This is a genomic window from Chitinibacter tainanensis DSM 15459 (assembly GCF_000429785.1).
Lineage (GTDB): Bacteria > Pseudomonadota > Gammaproteobacteria > Burkholderiales > Chitinibacteraceae > Chitinibacter > Chitinibacter tainanensis.
Genome location: NZ_AUCN01000009.1, coordinates 557,529 through 574,664 on the forward strand (window position 1 = coordinate 557,529; position 17,136 = coordinate 574,664).

Annotated in this window: 13 protein-coding genes; 9 read left to right on the plus strand and 4 right to left on the minus strand. The window is 58.9% G+C overall.

What is annotated here, in order from left to right; translation table 11 throughout:
* Positions 1–88: 88 nt before the first annotated feature.
* From astA to G482_RS20800, 5 genes are all read left to right on the plus strand, one after another.
* Positions 89–1,111 (plus strand): arginine N-succinyltransferase, encoded by a 1,023-nt coding sequence (gene astA, locus G482_RS0103820; RefSeq protein ID WP_028448921.1) that lies wholly within the window; start codon positions 89–91, stop codon positions 1,109–1,111.
* 3 nt (positions 1,112–1,114) lie between these two features.
* Positions 1,115–2,587, plus strand: coding sequence for a succinylglutamate-semialdehyde dehydrogenase (gene astD / locus G482_RS0103825; protein WP_034618693.1), 1,473 nt, complete (start codon positions 1,115–1,117; stop codon positions 2,585–2,587).
* Positions 2,588–3,970, plus strand: a complete 1,383-nt coding sequence (gene astB / locus G482_RS0103830; protein WP_051258693.1) for an N-succinylarginine dihydrolase — start codon at positions 2,588–2,590, stop codon at positions 3,968–3,970.
* A 240-nt stretch (positions 3,971–4,210) separates the two neighbouring features.
* On the plus strand, positions 4,211–5,215 hold the full coding sequence (astE, locus tag G482_RS17175) for a succinylglutamate desuccinylase (protein ID WP_051258694.1): 1,005 nt from the start codon (positions 4,211–4,213) through the stop codon (positions 5,213–5,215).
* 201 nt (positions 5,216–5,416) lie between these two features.
* Entirely contained in the window at positions 5,417–8,845 is a 3,429-nt protein-coding gene (locus G482_RS20800) for a carbohydrate-binding protein (protein WP_084414446.1), read from the plus strand.
* Between the two features lie 172 nt (positions 8,846–9,017).
* Here the strand turns inward: G482_RS20800 and G482_RS17190 are convergent, their stop codons facing one another.
* The 4 genes from G482_RS17190 to rpe form a co-directional block, all read right to left on the minus strand.
* On the minus strand, positions 9,018–9,896 hold the full coding sequence (locus G482_RS17190) for a LysR family transcriptional regulator (RefSeq protein WP_034618694.1): 879 nt from the start codon (positions 9,894–9,896) through the stop codon (positions 9,018–9,020).
* A gap of 117 nt (positions 9,897–10,013) precedes the next feature.
* Entirely contained in the window at positions 10,014–10,676 is a 663-nt protein-coding gene (locus G482_RS0103850) for a phosphoglycolate phosphatase (protein ID WP_028448924.1), read from the minus strand.
* Between the two features lie 111 nt (positions 10,677–10,787).
* Positions 10,788–11,129 (minus strand): ArsC/Spx/MgsR family protein, encoded by a 342-nt coding sequence (locus G482_RS0103855; protein WP_028448925.1) that lies wholly within the window; start codon positions 11,127–11,129, stop codon positions 10,788–10,790.
* Between the two features lie 26 nt (positions 11,130–11,155).
* Positions 11,156–11,833 carry a ribulose-phosphate 3-epimerase gene (gene rpe, locus G482_RS0103860; protein ID WP_028448926.1) on the minus strand — a complete coding sequence of 226 codons (678 nt, stop codon included), beginning with the start codon at positions 11,831–11,833 and terminating at the stop codon, positions 11,156–11,158.
* 174 nt (positions 11,834–12,007) lie between these two features.
* On the opposite strand from rpe, the gene apaG reads away from it, so the two are divergent.
* The 4 genes from apaG (at position 12,008) to G482_RS0103880 (ending at position 17,127) form a co-directional block, all read left to right on the plus strand.
* Positions 12,008–12,385: a Co2+/Mg2+ efflux facilitator ApaG/CorD gene (gene apaG, locus G482_RS0103865; protein WP_028448927.1), complete on the plus strand. Its 378-nt coding sequence runs from the start codon at positions 12,008–12,010 to the stop codon at positions 12,383–12,385.
* Positions 12,385–14,190: an ABCB family ABC transporter ATP-binding protein/permease gene (locus G482_RS0103870; protein WP_028448928.1), complete on the plus strand. Its 1,806-nt coding sequence runs from the start codon at positions 12,385–12,387 to the stop codon at positions 14,188–14,190. Before apaG ends, G482_RS0103870 begins: the two co-directional genes overlap by 1 nt.
* 192 nt (positions 14,191–14,382) lie before the next feature.
* Positions 14,383–15,618: an amino acid permease gene (locus tag G482_RS17195; RefSeq protein ID WP_034618695.1), complete on the plus strand. Its 1,236-nt coding sequence runs from the start codon at positions 14,383–14,385 to the stop codon at positions 15,616–15,618.
* A gap of 129 nt (positions 15,619–15,747) precedes the next feature.
* Positions 15,748–17,127 (plus strand): L-serine ammonia-lyase, encoded by a 1,380-nt coding sequence (locus tag G482_RS0103880; RefSeq protein ID WP_028448929.1) that lies wholly within the window; start codon positions 15,748–15,750, stop codon positions 17,125–17,127.
* The last annotated feature ends 9 nt before the right edge of the window (positions 17,128–17,136 follow it).

Below are 17,136 nucleotides of genomic sequence, written 5' to 3' on the forward strand. Positions count from 1 at the left end.
CGGCTGGGGATAGACCCAATACGTTTTGCCATAACCCTTTGCTACATTGAAAAAGTCGTTTGTTGCCCTGCGGGCAAAGGCTTGGCCAATGTTGATTCGTCCTACCCGATTAGCCGATCTTGAGGCGATTCTGGCGCTGGCCAGTTCGGCCGGTGTCGGGGTTACTACTTTGCAACCTGATCCGGCGCGCTTTACCCGCCGGATTGAGGCCAGCCTCAATAGCTTGGCGGCCGAATTGCCGCTGGGGCAGGCCAGCTATCTCTTTGCGCTGGAAGACGATACCACCGGGGCGCTGGCCGGTATTTGCGGCATAGAAGGCGCCGTGGGCATGGATGACACCTGGTACAACTACCGGGTCGGCCTATCGGTACATGCTTCGCGCGAGCTGGATATCTACAAACAGCTACCCACGCTGTTTCTAACCTCCGATCTAACCGGCGCCAGTGAGCTGTGTACGCTGTTTCTGAATCCTGAATACCGCAAAAACGGCAATGGGGCGCTGCTGTCCAAATCGCGTTTTCTGTTTATGGCGGAGCACCCGCAGCGCTTTAGCCCGCAGGTGATCGCTGAGATGCGCGGCGTGTCGGATGAAGCTGGCCGCTCGCCGTTCTGGGAAAGCCTGGGCCGGCATTTCTTTAAGATGGATTTCGCGCAGGCCGATTTCCTTTCCTACGTGGGCAGTAAATCGTTTATTGCCGAATTAATGCCCAAATACCCGATTTATACCTGCTTGCTCTCGGATGAGGCGCAGGCAGTGATTGGCCATGTGCATCCGGCCACTGCGCCCGCGCGTGCCATGCTGGAAAGCGAAGGCTTTGCCTACCAAGGCTATATCGATATTTTTGATGCCGGCCCAAGTCTGGCCTGCCAGCGCGACAATATCCGCGCGGTACGCGAAAGCCGTATCTATCAAACCCTCACGGTGGCGGCCGAACCCAAAAATGGCACGCCATGGCTAGTCAGTAACGGTGGCTTGGCCGATTTTCGCGCCACCATCGCCATCACCCGCCCACTGGAAGACAGCTTGCCGCTGACCAGTGCCGTGCTGGCCCAATTGAATCTTGACGACGGCGCCAGCGTGCGCGCCGTTCCATTGTCTGCAAAGGGGTAATTCATGAATGTGATTCACGGCAACCTGATTGATGGTCAGTGGCAACCGGGGCAGGGCGCGGCTTTCACTTCGCGCAATCCGGTCACCCAGGCGCCGGTCTGGGAAGGGCAAGCGGCCACTGCCGCGGATATCGATGCCGCGGTTGCCAGTGCCCGTCGCGCTTTCGCGGGCTGGCGCGATCTGGATCTGGCCGCGCGGATAGCGATTATTCGCAATTTTGCCGAGCTACTTAAAGCCAATCAGGCGGAGCTGGCGGCCACCATCGGGCGCGAAACCGGCAAGCCACGCTGGGAAGCGCTAACCGAAGTCACCACCATGGTGAATAAGATCGATATTTCGATCAAAAGCTATGAAGAGCGCACCGGCTACAAAGAAGCACCGCAAGGCGATGCGCTGGCGGTGCTGCGCCATCGCCCTCACGGCGTGGTAGCAGTGTTTGGCCCGTATAACTTCCCCGGCCATTTGCCCAACGGCCATATCGTGCCGGCCCTGATCGCCGGCAACTGTGTGGTGTTTAAGCCCTCGGAGCTGGCGCCACTGACCGCGCAAAAAACCGCTGAGCTGTGGCTGGCCGCTGGCCTACCTGCCGGGGTATTGAATGTGGTGCAAGGCGCGCGCGACACCGGCGTGGCGCTGGCGGCGCATGCGCAAATTGATGGCCTGTATTTCACCGGCAGCGCGGCAACGGGCTATGCGCTGCATCAGCAGTTTGCCGGGCAGCCAGATAAAATCCTGGCGCTGGAAATGGGCGGCAATAATCCGCTGATTGTGCGCGAAGTGGCCGATATCAATGCCGCTTTGCATCATGTGATTCAATCGGCCTTTATTTCCGCCGGTCAGCGCTGCACCTGCTCGCGTCGCCTCTTGGTGCCGGTAGGCGAGTGGGGCGATGCCTTCTTGGCACGCCTGGTGCAAGTGGCCGATGCACTGCAAGTGGGCGCGTGGGATGCCGAGCCGCAGCCGTTTATGGGCGCGGTGGTATCGCTGCAGGCCGCCGAGCAACTCTTGCGCGCGCAAGAGCGGCTGTTGGCGGCGGGCGCGACCACGCTGCTACCGCTGCGCCGTTTGCAAGCGGATACCGCCTTGCTGTCGGCCGGGATTTTGGATGTGAGCGCTGTGCGTGAGTTGCCCGATGAAGAATACTTCGGCCCCTTGCTGCAAGTGCAACGTTATGGCGAATTCACTCAGGCCATCACTCTGGCCAATGCCACCCGCTTTGGGCTGGCAGCCGGGCTATTGAGCGATGCGCGCGCTGATTATGATTTTTTCTGGCGCGAAGCCCGTGCCGGCATCGTGAACTGGAATAAACCGCTGACCGGTGCCTCCAGCGCTGCTCCATTTGGCGGCGTGGGCGCTTCGGGTAATCACCGCGCCAGCGCCTATTACGCTGCGGATTATTGCGCCTATCCGGTCGCCTCGATCGAAGCCGAACAACTGAGCTGCCCAAGTCAGCTACCACCTGGGATGACCCTGTAAATGAGCGAGCAAACAAGTCGCCTCGCCGGCGCGGCTGCGCCTGGCGTTGAAGCCAATTTTGACGGGCTGGTCGGCCCCACGCACCATTACGGTGGCCATTCTTTTGGTAATGTCGCCTCCACTGGCAATGCCAAGCAATTGGCGAACCCTCGCGAAGCCGCCCTGCAGGGGCTGGCGAAAATGAAAGCGCTGGCCGATCTGGGCTACCGGCAGGGTGTGTTTGCGCCGCAAGAACGCCCAGCCGTGTGGATGCTGCGTGAACTGGGGTATGGCGGTAGCGATAGCGAAATCATTGCTGCTGTGGGCAATACACAGCCAGGGTATCTGTCGGCCATGTGTTCGGCTTCGTCAATGTGGACGGCCAATGCCGCCACCGTGAGCCCATCGGGCGATACCGCCGATGGCCGGGTGCATTTCACCGTGGCCAATTTGCAGAATAAATTCCATCGCGCCCTCGAACACCGCCAAACGGCCCGCACGCTGCGCGCGATGTTTCCCGATAGTAACCGCTTTGCAGTGCACGAAGCCTTGCCTATGTTGGCGGCGCTGGGCGATGAGGGCGCGGCCAATCACACCCGCTTTTGCCGCGACTATGCCGGCGCGGGGGTCGAATTTTTTGTTTATGGTCGTCAGCACTGGGGTGGCCGGCATGAGCCAAGCCGTTTCCCCGCGCGCCATACGCTGGAAGCGAGCCAGGCCGTTGCGCGCCGGCATGGCCTGACTGCCGCGGGCACCGTATTTGCCCAGCAAAATCCGGCGGTGATCGATGCCGGCGTATTTCACAATGATGTGATTTCGGTCGGCAATCAGCAGGTGCTGTTTACCCATCAGGATGCGTTTTTGGATAGCGCCAGCGTGTATGCCGAGCTGCGCGCCAAATGCGGGCCTGATTTTCAGATTATCGAAGTGCCCCGCAGCGCCGTGAGCGTGGCCGAGGCAGTGAAATCGTATCTGTTTAATAGCCAGCTATTGGCCAAAGGTGCTGGTCGCCAGCGTTTGGTAGTGCCGGAAGAGTGCCGTAATACCCCGGCGGTATGGGCGTATCTCCAAGATCTGCTGAGCCGTAATACTGCGATTGATGAAGTGCTGGTGTTCGATCTCAAGCAAAGTATGCAAAACGGCGGCGGCCCCGCGTGCTTACGCCTGCGCGTGTCGCTGAACGAGGCTGAAATCGCCGCGGTCAACCCCGCCCTATGGATGAACGATGCGCTGTATGCCCGCTTAACGGGCTGGGTGCAGCAGCATTACCGCGATCGCTTGGGTGAGGCGGATTTGGTCGATCCACAGCTGGTGGTGGAAGTGCGCACGGCGCTGGATGAGCTGACGCAAATCCTGCAGCTGGGCTCGATTTATCCATTCCAGCGCGCTGGTTCTGATCTGTAAACAGCGCTCGGCTGCCGGTGAATAGGGGTTGCGGCGGGTAGGGCGAAGCAGAGTCGCTGCCTGTCGCCACCTGATGTTACCTACCGGTGGGGGGGCGGCCTGAGCGTCGCTTTTGCGCTGCGTGGCAGGTCAGCCCAAGCTGGCTTGGATGTAAGCCACCGCGCAGCCTGCTACACTGGCGGGCTTTCCCGCGTCACCTATCATCAGTAGGTGCCCTGTATTTGAGAATTGAGGCCCGCCATGTCGACCTTCTTGCAAAAAACTCTGGCCGGTGAAACCGCACTGGCTCTGCCCTATTGTTTGCCCCACGGGCCATCGGTGCAGGTGCTGGATGAAGGGGTGATCCGCTTTGAGCCAAGCCAGCAGCCGCATAATCCGCTCGATCTGGTGATTTCTTGCGGTATTCATGGCAATGAAACTGCGCCGGTCGAGCTAGTGGAAGCGCTGATCGAGCGCATTATGACTGGCAGCCTGAAAGTCAAAGCGCGGGTGTTATTTATCTTTGGCAATGTGGCGGCGCTGCGCAGCGGTAAACGCTTTGTTGAAGAAGACATGAATCGCCTGTTTAACCGCGCCCCGCAAGTGGAAGACGGGCTGGAAAAACGCCGCGCGCTGATGCTGGAAATGCACGTTGGCCGCTTTTTTAGCGATTCCACCGCGCCACGCCTGCACTATGATTTGCACACCGCCATTCATGGCTCGCTGATCGAAAAATTCGCGATTTATCCGCTGCCTAAACCGGGTAAGCGTTTTGAAGCGCAAGCCATTGCCCGCCTCAGCCTCGCTGGCGTGGATACCGTGCTGCTGCAGTCCACCAGCTCCAGCACGTTCTCGTATTCATCCAGCTTTAAATACGATGCCGAAGCCTTCACCGTCGAGCTGGGTAGCGCGCGGCCATTTGGGCACAATCAGGGGATCGATCTCTCCAAACTCGATGGTTACCTCAGCGCGCTGATTGCGGGTGAGCTGCCCCAGCCTGAGCTGGTGCCACCGCAGGTACAGATTTTCCGCGTGTCGCGCGAAATCCCCAAAACCAGCCATGATTTCAGTTTTGCCATTGATGGCAAAACCGATAACTTCACGCCATTGACCCAAGGCATGACACTGGCCGTCGATGCCGGGGTGCCCTTTGTGATTGACGAGGCGCAGGCGCGGATTATTTTCCCCAACCCCGATGTACCGCCCGGCCAGCGGGCAGGACTGATTATTGTGCCCGCGCGTGACTTTCTGGCAGAGATTAAATAGGGGTATTGGCCTGTCGGCTTTTATCTAAAAGCCATATAGGCTGATACATCGGTAGGGTACACAAACACAGGCAGCGCTAAGCTGCCTGTGTGCTTTGGGGTCGGCGCAAATTCTGCGACAAATGACAAAAGCATGACAAATCACCCGTAAATGCTGATAGCCCACCCCGGCAAACTGCGGTGAGCTGACATCAGCCTGCAAATGCCCAGCGTTAGCATCCGCTCCATCGCCCGTATGTGGGCGCATTTTCCCCAAAAATCGATGGAGCAAGACCCGATGTGGCAACCTAAAACCCCCACTTTGCTGCTGCAGGCGCTGTGCCTGGCCATCAGCAGTGGCACTGTGTTCGCGGCCGAGCCTTGGCAAGAAGGCGTGACTTACCCGGCGGGTAGCACGGTACAGTACGGCAACCGCGAATACACCGCTTTGCTGACGCACACTGCATTTCATGGCGCGAACTGGAATCCGGCCGCAACGCCAGTGCTGTGGCAAACCAAAGCCGGCACGCCAACCTTGCCGCCTAGCCCACAGCCGAGCCTGAATCCGACTACGCAGCCGACGCTGAGCCCCACTCAGCCCCCGGCTGCGGGTGAATGTGCCGCTCCGTGGCTTGCCAGTAGCGTTTATACCGCTGGCCAGCGCGTAGTCGTTGGTGGGCAAGTATACGAAGCCAAGTGGTGGACGCGTGGCGATCAGCCGGCCACCAGTGGCCAATGGGGCCCGTGGCGCGCGCTGGGGCCTTGCGCGACGCCTAGCCCGACGGTGAACCCGACTGCCACCCCAGCGTTAACGCCAAGCCCAACGCTGGCGCCGACCGCGACGCCAGCACCAAGTGCGACTCCGGTGCCAACGGCGACTCCGACTCCTACTCCGACCGCCGTTCCAACCGTAGCCCCAACGGCTGCCCCCACCATCGTACCGACGCCAACTGCCACACCAGTCGTAACGCCAAACCCAACCCCGGCCCCAACGCCAAGCCTGCCGCCGCTGACCCCACCGCTGGCATCGCTCACGCAAGGCTTGGTGCATTACTACCCGCTGGAGCAGGGCGCAAGCGATAGCGTCGCCGGCATTACCTTGCAAGCGGTTGGACCGCAGCAGCGTAGCACTGGCCGCTTTGCCAATGGTGTGTTGCTCGATGCCAAGCAGGGCGCAGCGCTCTTTTTGCCGCGCGCTTTGAGTGGCACTTACACCATCGGTTTCTGGCTGCGCATGCCGGAAGACATGGGCAATAAGCTGGCTAGCATCCTGACCAATAAAGACTGGGAAACTGGCCTCAACCCCGGGGTTTCGATTGGCCGCAATAATGATGGCCGGCTGAAAATCAATATTGGCGATGGCAGCAAGCGGCTGGATGGCTATCTGCCGGGCGCCGGCAAAGGCTGGGCCTATATTGCGCTCACCGTCGATGAGCAGGCCAAAGTGCTGACTGCCGCCGCCACCGACGACAAAGGCTTTGTGAATCGCATCAAGCTTAATTTCGCGGCGCTGGGGAATATCTTGCCAAGCTTTAATCGCTGGGCGCTGAATGAAGATGCGCGCGGTGATTATTACAGCCGCTATCCGGCCGAGCGTTTTGCGCTGGAATACGACGAGCTGGCGGTGTGGCAGCGTGCACTGTCAGATGCCGAAGTGCAAAGTCTGGCCAAGGCCGAAGCGCCGCTGGCGGTGTTGAAACCGCAGCCGACCACCTTGCCACCAAGCCCAACGCCGAGCGTGACCCCAAGCCCAACGGCCACCCCGCAGCCAAGCGTTACGCCGCAACCTACTGCCACGCCAAGCCCCGATCCACAGCAGCCACCGAGCGGCGCCGGCTTGCCAACCTTCAGCATCGCGCCATCACTGCAAGGCCCCGGCCCCGATCGCATGACGGTGATGTTTGAAAGCGCGCAAGTGCAGGGCGAAGTCTGGGTGCGGCCATTTGGCAGTGGCGAAGTTTTCCGCCGCTTTGCTGCGGTACCTCACCCCAAAGACGCCACCGTGCACCATGCGGCGCTCACCGAGCTCAAATCAAATACCCTGTACGAGTATTACGTGCGAACGCATAGCGCGGATGGCCTAACAGCTTATACATCACAGCGCTACGCTTTCAAAACCTGGCCCAAAGCGGGTGATGGCGTGGAGCAGGCCAAGTTTGTGCTGTTTAGCGATACCCAGGATGGCCGTGGCACGATCTTTACCGATATCGTGAACAAAGGCGTGATTCCGCTCGAATGTCAAAGCACCGATCCAGTGCAATGTAGCGAGAAAATCGCCGGCATTATCCACCATGGCGATATTGTGGCCAGTGGCGGTTCGCGCGATCAGTGGCGTAATCAGTTCTTTGGCCGTATGCAGGCGCTCAGCCCCTATGTGCCGATTATTCCGGCGCCGGGTAATCATGAATATTTCGCCGAAGAGATGGGCAACCCGGCCAAGGTCACCCAGCCAGATCTGAATAAGGCGATGCAAAGCTATCGCAAATACTTTGCTGGCGTGCCGGATAATGGCTCGGCGCTGTATCGCGGCTTCTGGTACAGCACCGATTATCTGGGCCTGAAACTGATCAGCCTCGATACCACACCGATTTCTGGCCGCCATGCCCATGGCAACTGGACCCCGATGTCGATGTATTGGGATCAATTCCGTGTGGCGCAGCTTGATTGGTTCAAGCAGCAAATCGCCAGCGCCGAGCAGCAAGCCAAGCCGTATGTCTTCAGCATCAACCACGGCCCGTGTCTGTCAGAAAAATGGCGCAATGGCGAAGTGATGGCCACCTGCGAGTTTGTGTCCGAGCTGGAAGACTACAGCCGCCGCACCCAGGCCATCACCGGCAATCTGTTCGGCCATGTGCATAGCTATGCGCGCGGGCATTCGATGGATGTCAAACACCTGTGGCTGAATGCCGCCAGCGCCAGCGGCGGTCTGGAAGGCGGCGGTAATCAAGGGAGTGATGGCAAAGATCTCGATATCTTCACCATTACCCGCGATGAATTTGGCTACAACACGCTCACTTTCCGCTTCGGGCCGCAGCAAAGCCTGGCCGTGGTACGGCGTTCCAGCGGTGTGAGTGGCACCAATACCACCTTCCCGGTGACCGATCAGGCGCAGATTACCCAGCAGCCGCTGGTGGTGCCACCAAGCCTGCCGCAACGTGATCTGGGCGAAGTGGCGTTGGCTGAGCTGACGCTGCAATTTGTGCCACTAGCAGGGCTGGATGGGCTGGAAGCGCATTGGCAACTGGCGAAAAATGCCGACTTTAGCGATGCCTTTGACATCTGGGGCAACCAGACGCGCAAAGAAAACTGGTTCTACACCGGTAGTACTGAAGCCAGCTTCACTAATACCCGCGCCGGTAAGTCGATTAATGAGCTTTCACTCGCGAATGCCCTGCAAGCGCGCGAGATCTTGCAAGACGGTGGCAATGAAGCCTTCGAGCGCTGGTCGCTCTCCAAAGGCGCCAGTTGCACCACACTCACCGGCCCACGTGGCGGGCAGTGTACGCATGTATCTAGCTATGATCGCTTCGCCAGCAAACCAGCGGCCTTGCAGCTGTCCAGTGGTGAAACCTGGTACTACCGCGTGCGCGTGCGCGATAGCGGTCTGAACTGGACACCGTGGAGTATGACAGGCAGCGTGAAAATCAAATAAGCCCGAGCCCACGGTACTGCCGTGGGCATAAATGGGCATTGCAGTACACCACGCCGGGCAATGCCCGGCGTTTGTTTTTCTGGGGGTGGGCTGTGCCATTGGGCTAGGCGAATTTTGGGGAGTTCTGCTAGGGCTGTGCAGCGCCAATTGGGGGGGCTAGGTGGGCACAGCTTCAGGCCTTCGCTGTGACCGCACCCTGCGGGAGCAACTGCAAAAAGCTGCGAATTGCGCGCATTTCGGCGCGCTGGCGGAGCAGATATAGATATTCATGCACCGCCACCTGACTATCGCTGAGCTGTAGTGCGCGCAGGCGCGGATGTTCGCCCACCTCGCCGGCGGCCATCAAGGCCCAGCCCAGACCCTGCGCTACGCCTTCGCGCACGGCTTCGCGGCTACCGAGCTGCAGCCGGCGTTGCAGGCGGATTTGATGATCGGCCAGCAAGGTATCGACGGCCTGCTGGGTGACCGAGCCGGCTTCCCGCGTGAGCAGGGTGGCGCCGTGTAATTGCTGGCAAAGCACTGACTTGTGATGAGCGAGAGGATCGCTACTGGGCACCAGCAATACCAGCGGGCTGCTGGCCAGCGGGCGACACATCAGACGGGGATCGTCCAGCGTTTGCGAGGTGACGGCCAGATCAACCTGATAATTCAGCAGGGCTTCGAGCATTACCGCCGAATTGCCAAACTGCACATCCACTTGCAGCGCTGGCTGAGCGGTGCGCAGGCGGGCGAGTAGCGGCAGCAGATAAAATGGCCCGGTGGCACCGATGCGCAGCTGGCCGGCTTGGCGTTCGCTTTGCTGGCGCAGCTCAAATTCCAGCTCGGCTTCTTGCTGGAGTAGGCGCTCTACTTTGGGGAGTAGCTGGATGGCGGTATCGGTGAGCACCAGCCGCCCATTGCGGCGGCTGAAAAGCTCAATTTGGTAGTGTTCTTCCAGCTTGCGCAGCTGGCTGGTAATGCTGGGCTGACTAAGATTCAGATGGCGGGCGGCAGCCATGACGCCGCCTTGGCGGGTGACTTCAAAAAAAACACGTAGCCACGTGGTGAGCATAAATCTTCCGGCAAGCAGCACAACAGCCGGCACAATACCGGCGCTTTGCTACAAGCCGATGGCAGCATGATGAAAGATCTAGACTTCTTGGCGCTCGCCAGTGGCTAAATCCTTGCTTTATTCATCCAGAAACGCCAGCAGCTCATCAAAGCGATGAATGATGGCATCGGCGCCGATCCCCTCCAGATTATCGCCATAGCCATAGCTCACCAGAATATTCGGGGCGCCGGCGGCGCGGGCGGCCAGGATATCGTTTTTCGAGTCGCCCACCATCAGCAGCTGTTCCACCGCCACGCCCAGCCGTTCGGCGGTGTAGTTCAGGGGCAGAGCCGACGGTTTACGCTCGGGCAGGGTATCGCCGGCGACAATCACTTCAAAATGCTCGAATACCCCAAGCTCACGCAGTAGCGGCAGGGTAAAGCGCTCGGGCTTATTGGTAATTATCGCCAGCGGCAGGCCGCGTTCGTGCAATGCATGCAGGGTTTCCTGCACTTTGGGGTAAAAGCGGGTAGCCAGTGTCAGCCCAGCGCGATAGTGCTGGTTGAATAATTCCATCCCTTGCTGCTGCAGCGGGCTGCCGGTGAATTCGGCGGCGTGATCATCGGCCAGTACCCGGGCCACCAGGCTGGCGGCGCCATCGCCGACATAGCTTTCCACCACGGCGGCGGCTAGTGGCGCCAGCTGCAGATCGCCGCGCACGGCATTGGCGGCGCGGGCCAGATCTTGGAGTGAATCGACAAGGGTGCCATCGAGATCAAAAGCCAACGCTTGAATCGTCATGGGGGGGCTCCAGTAAAGGGGTATGTGTCACTAAGACTTAATCATAAAGCCTTAGCGGATGATACGGCAGTGGGTATCTGCTTGAGTGCTTGAATAAGGCCTGCGCGCGGCTTAGTCCAGCAGCGCCAGGATTTGCGCCAAGGGGCGGCCGATGGCGGCGCGGCCCCGGTGAATTAGCACCGGGCGTTCAATCAGCTTGGGGTGGGCGGCCAGTAGGGCGATGATGCCCGCCTCATCAGGTACGCCGTCGCGGGTGAGCTCGGCCCACAGTGCTTCTTTCTGGCGAACCAGCCCCAAGGCGGGCAGACCCAGTTGCGCTAAGAGAGTGCCAATTTCTGCCGCACTGAGCGGCTCTTGCAAGTACAGCCGCACTTGCGGTTGCTGCCCAGCCGCTTCCAGAGCGGCGAGGGCTTCACGACTTTTGCTGCAGCGTGGATTGTGCAGTAGTTGCATGGCGCGTATCCAAAGCAGGGAAACGCTTATTTTACCTTGGCCAGCTCCGCGCGCATCTGGTCAATCACGGCTTTGTAATCTGGCTGGCTGTAAATGGCCGAACCGGCCACAAAGGTATCGACCCCTGCGGCTGCGATTTGCGCGATATTATCTACTTTGACCCCGCCATCGATTTCCAGCCAGATTTCGCGCCCGGTGCGAGCGGTGTAGGCATCGATCAGTGCGCGCGCCTGGCGGGCTTTATCTAGCGTAGCCGGAATAAATGCCTGCCCGCCAAAGCCCGGGTTTACCGACATCAGCAAAATCATGTCGATTTTATCCATCACGTAATCAAGGTAATGCAGTGGTGTGGCGGGATTAAACACCAGGCCCGCTTTGCAGCCGCAGTCTTTAATCAGGCCCAGCGAGCGGTCGATGTGCTCGGAAGCCTCAGGGTGAAAGGTGATGATATTGGCGCCAGCTTTGGCAAAATCAGGGATGATGCGATCTACGGGTTTAACCATCAGGTGCACATCAATCGGTGCGTCGGTGCACGGGCGGATTGCATCACAGACTAGCGGGCCGATGGTGAGATTGGGGACGTAGTGATTATCCATCACGTCAAAGTGCACAATGTCGGCACCGGCGGCGATCACGTTTTTCACCTCTTCACCCAGACGGGCGAAATCGGCAGACAAGATGCTGGGGGCGATGCGATAAGTCATGACGAGCTCCGTAAATAGCTTGCAGGTATTATGCCAGTTTGCCGCCCAGTGTAGCGCGCTGGCGGGTCGCTGCCCTGATACGGCGCAAATTTGCGAAAAAAAGCCGGGCAGGGAGTGGCAAAATGCCAGCTTGCCCTCATCTGTCTGACAAAACAAATGCGCTGGAGATACCGCATGGAACACAGTTATCAGATCAAAGTACTGGCCCGGCCGTTTTATCTGGCCGAGCAGTCGGATGAAAAAGAAGAGCAATACACCTTTGCTTATCAGATCACCATCGAAAACACTGGCTCGATCACCGCCAAACTCATCGCCCGGCACTGGATTATCGAAGACGCCAGCGGCAAGCAGCAGGAAGTGCGCGGTCTGGGCGTAGTCGGTGAGCACCCTGAGCTCGCCCCCGGTGAAACTTTCGAATACACCAGCGGCGTGACGCTGAATACACCAGTGGGCACCATGCGCGGCACTTATCAGATGATCGCCGCCGACGGCACCGAGTTTGAGGCCGAAATCCCCTCATTTGTGTTGGCCATGCCACGGACTTTGCATTAATGCGGCCGGCTAGTGCCGCGGCAGCGGATGTCGCCCCAACCCAGACTGCCCCCACGCAGCGTAATCAATTGGCCACTTTGCGCTCTTTATTGCCCTATCTGTGGCAATACAAATTGCGGGTGATTTTGGCGCTGAGCCTTTTGGTGGCGGCTAAGCTTGCCAATGTGGCGGTGCCTTTGGTACTGAAAGATATTGTTGATCAGCTGGGCCCGGAGCAGCAGGCGCTGGTGCTGCCGGTGACGCTGATTTTGGGCTATGGCGCCTTGCGGCTGGCCTCGTCGGTATTGGGCGAAATGCGCGATGCGGTGTTTGCCAAAGTGACCCAAGGCGCAATCCGTAAAATTGCGCTGCAGGTCTTCGAGCATTTGCATCGTCTCTCGCTGCGCTTTCATCTTGAGCGGCAAACCGGCGGCATGAGCCGCGATATTGATCGCGGCACCAAAGGCATTGCCTTTTTGCTCAATTTCACCCTGTTTAATATTTTGCCCACCCTGGTGGAGATTGGCCTCGTAGCGGCGATCTTGCTGGGCAAATATCACTGGACCTTCGCCGCGGTCACCTTTGGCACCATCGTGCTCTACATCGGCTTTACCTTGGGGGTGACCGAGTGGCGGATGCACTTTCGCCGCGAAATGAATGATCTGGATTCCAAGGCCAACACCCGGGCGATTGATAGCCTGATCAATTACGAAACGGTGAAATACTTTGGCAACGAGCGCTGGGAAGCCGAGCGTTATGACCGCAGCCTGGCCAAGTGGGAATCGGCCGCGGTAAAAAATCAGGTGTCGCTGTCGTTTCTGAATGCCGGACAAGCCTCGATTATTGCGCTGGGCGTAACTGCGCTGGTGTGGATGGCGGCCGATGGCGTGGTGCAGGGCACGATGACGCTGGGCGATCTGGTGCTGGTGAACGCGTTTTTGCTGCAGCTGTATGCGCCGCTCAATTTCCTGGGTTTTGTTTATCGCGAAATCAAAAATTCGCTGGCCGACATGGAGAAAATGTTTGGCCTGCTCAACCGTAATGCCGAAGTCACCGATGCGCCCAATGCCCAAGTGCTGGATTTGGCACCGGCGGAAGTGGCGTTTAAAGGCGTTTCGTTTGCTTATGATCCTGAACGCCCGATTTTGCACGATATTAATTTCAGTATTCCGGCCGGCCATACGGTAGCGGTGGTTGGGGCCAGCGGCGCGGGTAAATCAACGCTGTCACGGCTGTTATACCGGTTTTATGATGTGCAAAGCGGCAGTATTGAAATCAACGGCGTGCCGCTGTCGGCGCTGCAGCAAGACTGCCTGCGCGCGCAGATCGGCATCGTGCCGCAGGATACGGTCCTGTTTAACGACACCATCTATTACAACATCGCCTACGGCAAGCCGGGCGCTAGCCGTGATGAAGTGATCGAGGCGGCCAAATCGGCGCATATTTACGATTTCATCATGGGTTTGCCGGCTGGTTTTGATACCACGGTGGGCGAGCGCGGGCTGAAGCTATCCGGTGGGGAAAAACAGCGGGTGGCGATCGCACGCACCATCTTGAAAAACCCGCCGATCCTGATTTTTGATGAGGCCACCAGCGCGCTGGATTCGCAAACCGAAAAAGCCATTCAGGCCGAACTGAAAGCCATTTCGGCCAATCGCACCACGCTGATTGTGGCCCACCGGCTCTCGACCATCGCCGATGCGGATGAAATTTTAGTGATGCAGGGTGGGCAAATTATCGAGCGTGGTACGCATCGTGACTTGCTGGCGGCGCAGGGGCAATATGCCCGCATGTGGGCGCTGCAGCTAAGTGAGGAGCAGACTTAAGCGAGGTATAGCTTGCCAGCCAAGGTGTGGTTTGGCTTGGCGCTAGATACCGGTCTGGGTATTTGCCCGGGCTCTGTCTATGCGGGCTTGACTGTATAAATGCCGTTCGGCGGTGTAATTTGTGCGCAGAAAATCGCGCGCGGCTGCGCTCTAATCAGGTTTATTCGATCCGCATAGACCGTGAGGTGCCACATGCAGTTAAACCGTCGCGATTGGGAGTGGGTACTGACCTGCTTTGGTACCGCCGTTGGGGCCGGTATTTTATATTTGCCGATCCGCGCCGGGTTGGGCGGACCGTGGCCGCTGCTGATCCTCACCGCGCTGATTCTGCCGGTGACATGGCTCGCGCATCGCGGCATTACGCGCGTGGTGGCTTCCTGCCCCCAGCCCACCGATATTGTCGGCGCCGTGGAGCATGATCTGGGGCGCAATGTCGGTTTTGCCGTGTCGGTGCTGTATTTCCTCTCGATTGTGACCATTTGTGTGGGTTATGCCACCGGTGTGACCAATATCGTGCAATCTTTCCTCACTCACCAGTTGGGCATTGAGGGCTTCTCGCGGCCGCTGCTCACCTTTGTGTTGCTGGTGGGGCTAACGTCGGTAGTGTTGGCGGGCGAGCGCATTATGGTGCGGATAACCTCATTGCTGACTTTTCCGCTGATCATTCTGCTGGCCGGTTTATCGCTGTATATGATCCCGCAGTGGAATCTGAGCTTTTTTAGCGCCGAAAGCTATCTGGATGAGGTGCTGCGCAATCTCTTGCTGCTGTTTCCGGTGCTGGTGTTTGCGATGAATTTCTCGCCGGTATGTTCAACGCTGGCCGCTAGCTATCGCCAGCAATATCCGGTGGCAGAGGCTGTGGCCCGCACTGATGGCATCATCAAATGGACTTCGCTGGTGCTGCTGGTGTTTGTGATGTTTTTTGTGCTTTCGATGGTGCTAGCCACTTCGCCCGAAGTGCTGCAGCGCGCCCAGGCCAATAATGTCGATATCCTCACCACCATGTCCTTGGTGGTACACGAGCCGTTCCTGAAATACCTGATCCCGGTGATTGCATTTTTGGCAATTGCCAGCTCTTACTTCGGCCATTTTGTCGGCACGCGGGAAGGGGCGGTGGGCATTGTGACGCGTCTACTCACTTGGCGTAACCCTGCCGCCGCGGCGCAGCTGAATCTGCCACGCATCAATACTTGGATCACCGTGGTGATGATGGCCGGGCTGTGGGTTTTGGCGGTGTATAACCCGCCGGTGCTGAAAATCATTGGCGCGCTTTCGGCCCCGATTATTGCAATTTATGCCTATCTATTGCCGGTGATGCTGATGAAGCGGGTGCCACGGCTGCTGGTATATCGCTCCAGCCTAGCCAGCTTTGTGTTTGTGATGGGCCTACTGGGGATTGCCGGTGATCTGGTTGGCAGCTATCTGTAATTGCCACCGCCACTAATTGCGCTGGGGCGGCCGTATCTTACGCCGCCCGAGTGGGGATAGACGGTATTGCCGCACCAGGTGGCGCTGGCTATCAATAGCGCATTCACTGCTTTTCTCTCAAGGCTCGCCATGCTCAGCGTGTTTGATCTCTTTAAAATCGGTATCGGCCCCTCTAGCTCGCATACCGTTGGCCCAATGGTGGCGGCGCGCCAGTTTGCGCTGCAGCTGCACACGGCGGGCTTGCTGGCGCAGTGCGCACGGGTTTCGGTGGAGCTGTATGGTTCGCTGGCGCTCACCGGGGAGGGGCATGGCTCGGTAAGTGCCGTACTGCTTGGCCTAGAGGGCTATACCCCTAAAGACATCGATCCAACGCTGATCGCCCCACGCCGCGCCGCCTTGCAGCAGGGCGCGGCGCTGCGGCTAGCTGGCCTCCACGAAGTGCCATTTGCGTTCGCTCGTGATGTGGCGCTGCATAAGCATTTGTTCTTGCCCGAGCACGCCAATGGCCTGCAGTTCACGGCGCTAAATGCCGCGGGTGAGGTGCTACAGCGTGAGCGCTATTTCTCAGTGGGCGGCGGGTTTGTACTCAGTGCCGCCGAGTTGGCAGCGCAAAGCACGAGCACCCAAAATACGACCGTGGCGGTGCCGTATCCGTTTCAAAATGCGCTTGAACTCTTGGCGCATTGCCAGCAACAGCAGCTGAGCATGGCACAGGTGATGCTGGCCAATGAGCGGGTGTGGCGTAGCGAGCTGCAAATTCGTGAGGGGCTGCTGGAAATCGCAGCGGTGATGCAGCGCTGTGTGCTCACTGGTTGCCAGCAGGAAGGGCTATTGCCCGGCCCGTTTGCAGTGAAACGCCGCGCGCCGGCGCTGTATCGCCGGCTGGAGGCGCTGCAGTTGGAAGGTCGCGCCGACATCATGCTGTGGCCGATGCTGTTTGCCATGGCGGTCTCCGAAGAAAACGCCAGCGGCGGGCGGATTGTCACGGCGCCTACCAATGGCGCGGCCGGGATTATTCCTGCCGTGTTGCAGTACTATCGCGATTTTGCGCCCGACGCCAGCGAAGATGGCATTGTCGAATTTTTACTTACTGCCGCGGCGATTGGCCTGCTGTACAAAATGAATGCCTCGATTTCCGGCGCCGAAGTCGGCTGTCAGGGCGAGGTGGGCGTGGCTTGCTCGATGGCCGCCGGCGCGTATTGCGCTGTGTTGGGCGGTAGCCTGGCGCAGGTTGAAAATGCGGCTGAAATCGCCATGGAGCATCATCTGGGGCTCACTTGCGACCCGGTCGGCGGGCAGGTGCAAGTGCCCTGCGTGGAGCGCAACGGCGTTGCCGCGGAAAAAGCCATCAAAATTGCCCAGCTGGCCTTGCTGGAAGATGGCCGGCATTTGGTGAGCCTCGATAAAGTCATCGAGACGATGTATCGCACCGGGCTGGATATGAAAAACAGCTACAAGGAAACCTCGCTCGGGGGGCTGGCGCTGACGGTGGCGCAGCCAGAATGCTAGTTGCGGCAA

Bases quoted from the DNA above. Each gene is read 5' to 3' on its own strand.
- apaG (WP_028448927.1), top strand. From the start codon at position 12,008: ATGGAACACAGTTATCAGATCAAAGTACTGGCCCGGCCGTTTTATCTG.
- astA (WP_028448921.1), top strand. From the start codon at position 89: ATGTTGATTCGTCCTACCCGATTAGCCGATCTTGAGGCGATTCTGGCG.
- astE (WP_051258694.1), top strand. From the start codon at position 4,211: ATGTCGACCTTCTTGCAAAAAACTCTGGCCGGTGAAACCGCACTGGCT.
- G482_RS20800 (WP_084414446.1), top strand. From the start codon at position 5,417: ATGCCCAGCGTTAGCATCCGCTCCATCGCCCGTATGTGGGCGCATTTT.
- G482_RS17195 (WP_034618695.1), top strand. From the start codon at position 14,383: ATGCAGTTAAACCGTCGCGATTGGGAGTGGGTACTGACCTGCTTTGGT.
- astB (WP_051258693.1), top strand. From the start codon at position 2,588: ATGAGCGAGCAAACAAGTCGCCTCGCCGGCGCGGCTGCGCCTGGCGTT.
- G482_RS0103870 (WP_028448928.1), top strand. From the start codon at position 12,385: ATGCGGCCGGCTAGTGCCGCGGCAGCGGATGTCGCCCCAACCCAGACT.
- G482_RS17190 (WP_034618694.1), bottom strand. From the start codon at position 9,896: ATGCTCACCACGTGGCTACGTGTTTTTTTTGAAGTCACCCGCCAAGGC.
- G482_RS0103855 (WP_028448925.1), bottom strand. From the start codon at position 11,129: ATGCAACTACTGCACAATCCACGCTGCAGCAAAAGTCGTGAAGCCCTC.
- astD (WP_034618693.1), top strand. From the start codon at position 1,115: ATGAATGTGATTCACGGCAACCTGATTGATGGTCAGTGGCAACCGGGG.
- G482_RS0103850 (WP_028448924.1), bottom strand. From the start codon at position 10,676: ATGACGATTCAAGCGTTGGCTTTTGATCTCGATGGCACCCTTGTCGAT.
- G482_RS0103880 (WP_028448929.1), top strand. From the start codon at position 15,748: ATGCTCAGCGTGTTTGATCTCTTTAAAATCGGTATCGGCCCCTCTAGC.
- rpe (WP_028448926.1), bottom strand. From the start codon at position 11,833: ATGACTTATCGCATCGCCCCCAGCATCTTGTCTGCCGATTTCGCCCGT.